The sequence below is a fragment of the Enterococcus sp. genome, from assembly GCF_032555305.1.
GTDB lineage: Bacteria > Bacillota > Bacilli > Lactobacillales > Enterococcaceae > Enterococcus_A.
On the sequence record NZ_JAWGOQ010000055.1, the window covers coordinates 1 to 9,545 of the forward strand.

Here is a 9,545-nt window from a genome sequence, read left to right on the forward strand (position 1 = left end):
TACAAAGCATACAGATATTCTCTGGATACTTTAGAATCACATGATAAAGGTATTCTTAAACTGGGTACAAAAAACTAAGCCCTCCTAAAAAAGGACATCTAATTATTTGTTCCCGCTATCAAATTGACAGTTTATTTAAGAATACCTTGCCGCATATTTATTAACTCCTTTTAAATAGTCACTTAAATAATAGCACGTAAGAGCATATTTGTAAAGGAATCTCCAATTTTTTATCAAAAAGAGTACATGATTACAAAGTATCTGTAATCATGTACCAATATTTGTTATTTTACAATCTTCCAATTATCTTGTTTTTCTAATATCAACTCAAATTGCGAGATTTGGGTTGCCTTTGTTTCTTGATCTAAATATTTCACAGCGACATTCACGATTACTTGGTTATCTTTTCTGGTAAAGATAGGATTCACCAATTCCTCGAAAACATATTCCTTGTTAATCATAGGTAACACATGATTACTTACATAGTAAGTCAATTCTTTTTCTGTGGCGGTAGGATAGAGCTGGAAGAACGTTTCTAAAAAGCTAGTGATTTCGTCCATCGTTTCTGTATCTACTGTATGGTCACTTTCTAGCTGTTTGGGTTGGTAGTCCGATTTTTGAGGTTTCTTACTCATTGTCGGATTTTTGATAATAACCATATTATCTGATTCATCTATATGGACAACCACATGAAAGCTAGACGATATAGTTTCCTTGTCTTTGTCTTCGGTAATAACTTGTTCAACAGAAAACAGTACCTCAAAGGTGTTCTCATTCACTTGAGAAACCTGCCACACCTGTATATCGTTCACACTAGAACTAGTAGGAATATCCTTACGAATCATTTCTTCATTTAATACCTGCAATTCTTCCGTCAAATAATGGGTCAATTTTTCATTTCGTTTATCAATGGCTTCTTGGGATTGTTGCCACGAAAAGTAGTCTTTCGCAAAGGATTTCACAAAACTTTCTACTTGGTTGGTATCGACAATCTGCTGTTTAATGATTTCTGTTTCACGGACAGTATGAGTGTCAATGGCAGTAAAATTTTTATAGATTCCAAATCCGACACTACCAATCAATAAAACCCATAAAACAAAGGTTAATTTCTTATGCGTGCCAACTTTAATCATCGGAACTTTTCTTTGCTTGCTCGGTTTTTTAGATTTCTTTGGTTTCTCCTTCTTTTCTTTTCGCTCGATTTTTATAATCATTTGATTCATTCCTTTCTTAGTTATGAATAACACGTCTAGCCCCAATCAGATGGTCTTGCCAATAACGACTGCTTAAGTCGCCATAACCGATTGGGTCGCCTGCATGATAAAAGCGATTTCCCTCTAAATATATCGCCACATGAGTCACATATGTGCCTGCATTATAGGTTGAATGAAAGAAGATAAGGTCGCCTGCTTGGGCTTCTTCCATAGAGATTTCTTGCGTAGCGTCATACTGATCTTGGGCGACACGAGGGAGAGAAATGCCAGCTTTGTCATACACCCATTGTATTAAGCCACTACAATCAAAAGAGGTGGTAGGCGACGCCCCTCCAAAGACATAGGGAAACCCTTCGTATTTCAAGGCTTCGTCCATAATGACTTGCACGGTTTCATCATCAAATTCTGTTGGGGAAGTGTCGGTTAGGTATTGTGAAACCAACTGAACATAAAACTGATTTCCATAGTTATATCGCCAACCACCATTCACAGGTATGGCTATGGGATTGGGATAGTCTGCTTTTTGACCACCCGACTTCTCTTTAGAAAACTGTTCGGCTAATTCATAGGTATATTTTTTCCCATGACTCCTCACATAATTTAAAAAGCCACCGCCATAATTATAAGATTGGATAACAGAATCTATATCCACTCCTTGTTGTTCTGCACTGGTTAATAATTCACTGAAATATTTAACCCCTTGTTTGATGGACTCTTCGGTACTCAAACTGTTGGGCGGTAAACCCAAAGATTCGGAACTTTGCATAACATCTTCTGCTGTACCGCCCGATTCCACTTGCATAATGGCTAAGATATAAGAAACATAGTCTTCAATCCCATATTCCTTACCATATTTTTCAATCAACGGACGGTGTGCCAACACTTCTGGTGAAACGGTCACACCGCCTTGTGAAATAGAAGAATCCTTGTTGTTTTCGCCACTGTCCGTATCATCTGCAAAGAAAATGACTAGGAATAATAAGAGAAAAAAGAAGAGAGAGAAGACCACACTACAAATCACTGTTATTTTTAGCTTCATGTTTGTTGTCCTCGCTTATCCGTTCTTTTATTTAGCTTCCTCTGATTGAATTGCTTCGGTGGTGTCTTTTGTTTTTGCTCTTTTTTCAATGGTCGCTGATGATTTTCACGTTTAGTGTTTTGTGACAAAACAGGCGTGACGGTTTGCTGACGCTTGCGAACATGCTGCTGGTTATTCTGAACAGGAGATGATGGGTTTTCTTTTCGTCTTTTTTCTTTTGCTTTATCCAGCTCCAAACGCTTTTGAGCAATGTTCTTTCGTTTTTGCTCCTGCTGGTTCATACGCTGTTGTTTGCGTTGAGCTTTGGTATCTGCCATAGATTGTTTAAAGTCTGTTACATTATGAGTGACATTCTCTTTTCCTTGATGAAGGGCATATTTGACATGGGTTGGTGTCGCCTGTATCTGTTGTTTAGCCTGCTTTCTTTTATTGACTAGACGATTTTTCGTGTCCAATACATGGGCTGTCTTTTCACCTAATCGTTGCCCGATACCGCCTTGTTGCTTTTTCACATTGGAAAGTGCTGTTTCTTTCTTTGGTGTAGTCCGTTCATTTTGACGAGTATGGTTAGCTTTATTGGTTTGATTCTGCTTTGTTGTCATTGTCTTTTGCTTCGTTGACCCTGCTTTTCCACGAAAAATCTTACTCATACTGCGTTGAAATCTTCTGGTTTGTCGATTCATCATTTGACGAGGTCTGCGAAACACTTGTCTGCCCATGTTTTGAGAGTCGTTGCTTTGTAAAGAGAATAGGCTCATTAAATCGCCCAGTTTAAAATAAATCCCTGCAAAGGTCACAATTTGTAAAAACATAATCATGAAAAAGGGAGAACTTGCTGACAGCGAATAAAGCATAGTGGAAATACTAAAGGCAACGGTAATAATCAAGGTAATACCAGCCCTTGTCATAATCACATTAAATAACTTGGTAATGGCATGCCTGCCCATGCCATCAAAACTCGGCAACATACTTAATAGGAAACTGATTGGCAAAAACATAGCGAAAATAATAAATAGCACTTGCGAAAAAATCATGATTCCTGTTAGAAGGAAAACAAAAATCGAGATACCAATATTGAATACAAACAAAAAGAAGACCGTTCCTAATCGGGAAATGGTCTTCGGGAGTGTTAAATAGGTATTGTCATGATCTTCAATTTCTTCAATCACTACATTTTCTCTATCTTCACCATTGTTTGTATCTGGACTGGTAGCCAATAACTTTTCCACACGGTCTTCACCTAAGGTTTCTATATCGGTTGAGCCATATTGAAGTAATAACCACGGTTGCTTGACTTGAACAGAAAATAGGCTATCACGTATCATATCCACACTGTCTTTGCCTTGACTATCCGTATCGGGAAGGACAATCTTTGTCCCAATATCTAAACTGGCAGTGCTCACATCTTTGGAAAAATCATTGATTTTCGCAATATAATCGGGAGCATACGCAATAAAGGAAGCTGATAGAATAAACACCACCACAAAATTTAACACAGCTCGTATAGCTTTGGTCGTTTCTCGTTTCACCAGTCCTGTATAGGCAACGTAGATTCCAACAATCAGAATAAAAAGAAGAAGGAAGCCGACATAAAAACCCGAACTGGAAAAGCCATTCGGTGTAATCCCTGCAATGGTCTGCATGTTCTCACCAATCGCTTGAGACGTTTGACTAATGAAATCCAAGGCGTAGGCTTCTTTGACCAAATAGCCTGTGGCGTTGGAAAGATAAAGAGAAATCGTCCAAATGAAATTGGTAATGGCATACAGTCCATACATCACTGATTGCCCTATGCCGTCACTCCAATTCCACGGCAGCCAGCCCCAGCTATTGTCCACATAATAATCAAGCTGATAATGATTTAAACCATACTTGGAATACTCGTTGCTTGTATCAATGGTTTCATCAACTAAGCCTGTTGCTTGTACTGCATTGCCCAGCGTGCCTAATAAAAGTAAAATAACGCCCACACAAAGGAGCGTTATCCAACTATAGTGAAGAAATTTCTTTTGTTTTTGTGTCATTTTTCCCCCTCATTTCGCACAGGCGGTCTGGTATCAAAGGCATGAAGCAACTCTTCAAAAATCGGGTGAAACTGCATAACCCCTACACGACCATAGATGTCTGAAACTAAACATTGTCCATTTTCTAATTCACGTAAGCGTTTCTGATTGTTTTCATCTTCCTTGTCCACGCCAAAAAATTCTAAGGTCTTTTTGATTTCCACTAGGTCAGTGGAACGAAAGGCGAATTTCAAGCCAATATTATTCTTCATCTTTTCATCTAGTAAATCGTCGGCGTTTTGAGTAACGAAATAGACCCCTGCATTCATGGCACGCCCTGCCCGAACTAAACGCATAGATAGAGCTTTTCCTTGTGCCACTTGTAAAAAACTCCAAGCTTCATCAAGGTCAACAATTTTAAAAATGGAACGGTCAGAGTGGATAAAGTCTAAAGCAAAGGTACTAATGACAATCAGCATTGCCACACTTAATAATTCCATGGTGGTGTATTCTTCAAAAGAGCTATTGGAATCGGGTAAGACCAAATCTGCCACTTGAATAATATTGAGTTGTTTTTCCAAGCTAATGGATTGGGTGACATTGCCATCACTGAATAACAGATGGGCAAAATCATAATCGACAAAGCTTTCGATATGGTCAGCAATACTATTGCTGATGGGTGTATCTTCTTTTCGCAATTCATCAATCACCAATAACAACCCTCGTTGTTCGCTTTGAGTGACACTCCGAATCGCTTTACGCAGGACAGGAAACTTCTCGCTATCTCGGCTGGAAATGCCTGTTAAGAACGTGAGAATATCAATGGCTAGGCTTTCTGAATCTTTCGGGAGTTTTAAGATCACATAAGGGTCAAGTAACCCTTTATTGTCGTTCTCACTCGTGAGATTAACGATATTGATTTCATGGGCAATATCAGGTAAGGTTTCTTTCCATTTGCCACGTTCAGCTTTTGGGTCTACAATGATTGCCTGTCCGCCAAAGAGTACCGAATAATAGACCAGCATATTGTTAGAGAATGATTTTCCGCCACCTAATGAACCAATAAAAGCAGACGCTAACGCATTCGTCACAGAGCCTTTAATTCCTTGACTTGCAAGGCTGGGTTGGAGATAAATATTTCTGCCTGTATCGAGATTGTAACCGACGTAAATACCAGAATTTTCACCAAGCATTTGTGTAGCTCCGAAACCAAGACCAGCCAAAAAATCCGACGTGACATATTGAATATAGTCATTGATATATCGCTTGCTTGAGGGAATAAATTCATTATGCAAGCCTAGCATATCGCCAAAAGGTCGTACTAATTTGATAGACAAATCATCATAAAAATCTTTTACTTCATCACAACGTTGTTTCAACTCGTCCAGATTTTTTGCCGATACCCGTACCACATAGCTTAGTTTGTACATGGATTCTTTGGTTTGGTCTAGGTTGGTTTCTAATTCGTCGACAGATTCTAAAGCGTCCACCACATTGGTACTGGTTTCATTGTCGCTTTCCCATGCGTGACTATCCAAGTCTTTCAATTCTTTCTTTTTGTTGCGAACGGTAGACAGAGCTTTTTTATTAGCAACAATTTCAACATTCATGCTGGTATCAATCGGGAAAGTGAACTGTTGTTGCTGGTAATAAAAAATCTCACTATTGGGGAAATCCAATTCGCCGACGATACTGTTAATCGTAAAATACGCCACATAAGTGGTAGTATCTTCCTGTTCCATCCGTAAGTAGCGTTGCTTTTCTTCGATTAAACAGCGAGTGGGTTTAATAATATCGTATTTCTTTACCAACACTTTTTTATCTTCATATCGTTTGGGTAAATGGTAGTCGTAGTCATCAAAAGGAATCCCTGTTTGACCGTAAAGGTGGGCAATGATATACCCAAAATCATCTTTCCCCAATGGGCGAATGTGAAAGCGTCTGGATAATTTACTTTCTAATAACTGTTCCATTTTAGAAAAGCGTTCGATTTCTGACATAGGCATAGAAACAAAATCGCCCATCAACTTGTGATTCACGCCATGAAAGAATTCCGCAAATGCTTTTTGAATGTCTTTGCCAATATTTTTGACCGATACTTCCTGTTCATTCAGCAAGAGTTTAAAACCAATAAAAAAGCGATAGTCCACTTGATTGTCACCAATCATAGAAACTAACGCTTCGGTCTGTTCATCTATTTTTTCGTAAGCTATCTCTTTTAATCGTCCAGTGATTTCTTTTTTCGATTGTTCCTGTGTCGCTCGAATACTTGATTCGGTTGCTAGTTGCAGGGCATGAATCTTACCATCACGATTTTGGGCAATCAATTGACGGAAATTATCATGAACTTGAACTTTTTCATCGGAACTTAAAAAACTGTAATTATAGGGAATTAATTCATAATAAGCAAATACTTCGCCATCATGATTAAATACGAGATTATCTTCGATATATTTAATGGGGTGTGCCATTTAATTGTTCACTCCTTACAATCGTGATTGATTCATTCATTTTTTCTTTATTTAATCGTATTTGTTTGCCAGCATAGGTTATTTTAGGGCGTAGAGCATAGGTAATAATAGATTTTAAAAATCCATAGGGTTTCTTCCCGTCAAAGGTTTTTTGACACATGAACCAAGTGAGGACAACGGGAATCCCTAAGTATTTGAGTAGTGCTCCGTCAATCAAGGAAAGTGGTGGTAAACTGCCAAAGATTATAACGACAAACAAAGAAACGATAAACCATGTCATTTGTGTAAAGGTTATGGGAAAAGGGAGTTGTAAATCATTAATTGCATAAATCACTTTTTCTACTGACCAAATACTGGTGTAACTTCTTATTTTTTTCATGTCTTCACGTCCTTTCCGTAAAAATAGAAAAAGAGCAATCAAAATAGGTGATTGCTCTATAAAATAATAATTATTTTGTGACTTTTAATTGTTGAAAAATAGTTATTCTGAGTAAATCATCTAAAAGACAGCAGGTATGAAGTAATACCCAATTTAATCTACTGTATTCTGTATAGTCAAAATGAAAGTGTTTCATAAATTTTTGAGCGAATTTTTCTGCTTTTTCGTTAAAACCTTTGAAATCACCATGTCCGATTTTATTTCTCATTTGTCTTAATAATTTTGCTACTTCACTCGAAACCTCTCCATATTTCTTATCAAGATAAGGTATTAGTAATTTGTCAATTTCATTTGTATTCTGATTTGGTTTTAATAATACAAGTTCTAACAAAGTAAAAGTCTTTAAATAATGATTTTGATTATAACTATTATCACTATATATCCCGTTCATAATATAATCTAATTTGTAATAATCGTTTTCCGATTTTAGTATAGAATCAATTCGGTTGCCCATTTTTTTAAGTTCCGTAATGTAGTCGTCTGTAGTCCTGCACCCTTTAAAGTTTGAATCAATTCTAAAACTTAGATTTGATAATATCCTAGTATGCTCTTTAGGATTCATATTACTTGTATAAATGCAGTTCATATGAATACCATTTTGTATATCATGATTTACAAAGTTACTAAAATACATCACTTTTTCAGCGTAATCCTCTTCACAAAAACGACCATCAAAGCAATTGCTTGTCCAATCAAAAAAAGGCATATCCTGATATTCATAGTCAAAGAATAGACATATCATATTATCAACAAGGCATTGAAGACATGACTCAATAGAATCTAAATTATATTTTGTATAGTCTTCAACATTGGCGTGAACGATTTCTTTCAAATAAGATATAGAATATTCTGTTTGAAATGTTTTACCATACCTTTTCAAATTATCTGCCATGTCAACTTTTTGTTGTCGAATTTCTTGTAACATGTCTTCTATAATGCTTTCCTTCCAGTCATCAGAAACATTAGATATATATAGTTTCAATTTATCTGACAATTTTATTTTTGTTATTTTCCCATAAACATCTATTATTACCAATTGAACAATGGGCTATGATACACTTTTCTTGACTATCAGTTACGTTACCGGAAGGAATGAACTCTATTGAGAAAAACATATGATCGTGAATTTAAACTAAAGATTTCACAGGATATCCTTGAGAAAAAAGTAACTACCAAGAAAATTGCTGAAGAATACAATATCTCTCGTCCAACAATTTCCCGATGGGTTTCAGAATATCATCGATACGGAAAAAATGCTTTTGCTGGACAAGGAAAAAGATTACCTGATAAAGTAGATTTCTACATTCTTGAACAGGAAAATAAACGGCTAACAGAGGAAAATGAAATTCTAAAAAAGTTCGACACGTTTGTGAAGCAAAAAAAGTAGTTCGTTTTGAGTTTGTTCACAAACATCATCAACAATATTCAATTCAAACTTTGTGCAGGATTTTAAATGTAAGTAGGCAAGGATATTATTTATGGCGGAATCGTCAACCCAGTAGGACTCAACTTCGCCATAATTTTTTAAAACAGAATATTAAGCGAGTGTTCTACGAACACAAAGGTCGATACGGATCTCCAAGAATCGCTCAACAACTTTACGATGAAGGAATCGAAACCAATAAACGTGTTGTGGCGGTCCTTATGCGTGGAATGAATTTATGCGCAAAAGGATTTCATCGACGCCAATCTTCTTATGGCAGAGGAAAAGCAATCGAAGAAATAGTAAAAGAAAATTTATTGAATCGACAATTTGAACAGAGCCAAATCGATGCTGTTTGGGTGACAGATATTACTTACATTCCTTGTAATGACGGTCGCCTCTATTTGTCCACCTACATTGACTTAGCAACTCGTATTCCACGTTGCTATATGTTGGATTCAAACATGAAAAAAGAAATTGTCATCCATCCATTACAAATTTATAAAGGAGAATTGCCTACGGTAATTCATTCCGATAGAGGTAGCCAATATCGGTCTCTTAGCTATCAAGAGCTGTTGACCGACCACCACATTACACATTCAATGAGCCAACCTGGGACTCCTGTTGACAATGCGGTAATCGAATCGTTTCATCGATCAATCAAACGAGAATTAATCGAACCCAACAAGCATAAAAGTAAAATAGAGATGAAGGTGTTGATTCAAGATTATTTAGAAGACTACTATCCAAACAAAAGAATCCATACAAAATTTATGATGACTCCTCGACAATTTGAGGCGAAAAAAATAAGTAATCTAACCGACTGTTAACTAAACTGTTGCAGGTCCCAATCCTCCTTAAAGTCAAGTCCATAAAATTGTGTAAAATACAGTACACTGTTTTAAAGCTTTAACCTATAGGTTAAAATTGAATATATTTTCTGGTAGAGCTTAGCC

General features: G+C 36.7%; 7 protein-coding genes and 1 pseudogene. 2 read left to right on the plus strand and 6 right to left on the minus strand.

The features are described 5' to 3' along the window. Window positions 1-284 precede the first annotated feature (284 nt). The 6 genes from E6139_RS22545 to E6139_RS22570 form a co-directional block, all read right to left on the minus strand. The gene (locus E6139_RS22545; protein ID WP_000584387.1) at window positions 285-1,214 is read right to left on the minus strand and encodes a conjugal transfer protein; all 930 of its coding nucleotides are present in this window, start codon (window positions 1,212-1,214) and stop codon (window positions 285-287) included. A 16-nt stretch (window positions 1,215-1,230) separates the two neighbouring features. After that, window positions 1,231-2,253: a bifunctional lytic transglycosylase/C40 family peptidase gene (locus tag E6139_RS22550; RefSeq protein WP_000768374.1), complete on the minus strand. Its 1,023-nt coding sequence runs from the start codon at window positions 2,251-2,253 to the stop codon at window positions 1,231-1,233. Then, on the minus strand, window positions 2,250-4,277 hold the full coding sequence (locus tag E6139_RS22555; protein WP_000192390.1) for a CD3337/EF1877 family mobilome membrane protein: 2,028 nt from the start codon (window positions 4,275-4,277) through the stop codon (window positions 2,250-2,252). The genes E6139_RS22550 and E6139_RS22555 overlap by 4 nt, the downstream gene beginning before the upstream one ends. Further along, entirely contained in the window at window positions 4,274-6,727 is a 2,454-nt protein-coding gene (locus E6139_RS22560; protein ID WP_000941001.1) for an ATP-binding protein, read from the minus strand. The genes E6139_RS22555 and E6139_RS22560 overlap by 4 nt, the downstream gene beginning before the upstream one ends. After that, window positions 6,711-7,106, minus strand: a complete 396-nt coding sequence (locus tag E6139_RS22565) for a conjugal transfer protein (protein ID WP_000723886.1) — start codon at window positions 7,104-7,106, stop codon at window positions 6,711-6,713. The genes E6139_RS22560 and E6139_RS22565 overlap by 17 nt, the downstream gene beginning before the upstream one ends. A gap of 70 nt (window positions 7,107-7,176) precedes the next feature. Then, window positions 7,177-8,202: a hypothetical protein gene (locus E6139_RS22570; RefSeq protein WP_000234705.1), complete on the minus strand. Its 1,026-nt coding sequence runs from the start codon at window positions 8,200-8,202 to the stop codon at window positions 7,177-7,179. Between the two features lie 66 nt (window positions 8,203-8,268). Between E6139_RS22570 and E6139_RS22575 the strand changes: the two genes are divergently transcribed. Further along, window positions 8,269-8,553, plus strand: coding sequence for a transposase (locus tag E6139_RS22575; protein WP_001232998.1), 285 nt, complete (start codon window positions 8,269-8,271; stop codon window positions 8,551-8,553). Between the two features lie 23 nt (window positions 8,554-8,576). Then, a pseudogene (locus tag E6139_RS22580) lies at window positions 8,577-9,419 on the plus strand (IS3 family transposase); the annotation flags it as partial. Window positions 9,420-9,545 lie beyond the last annotated feature (126 nt).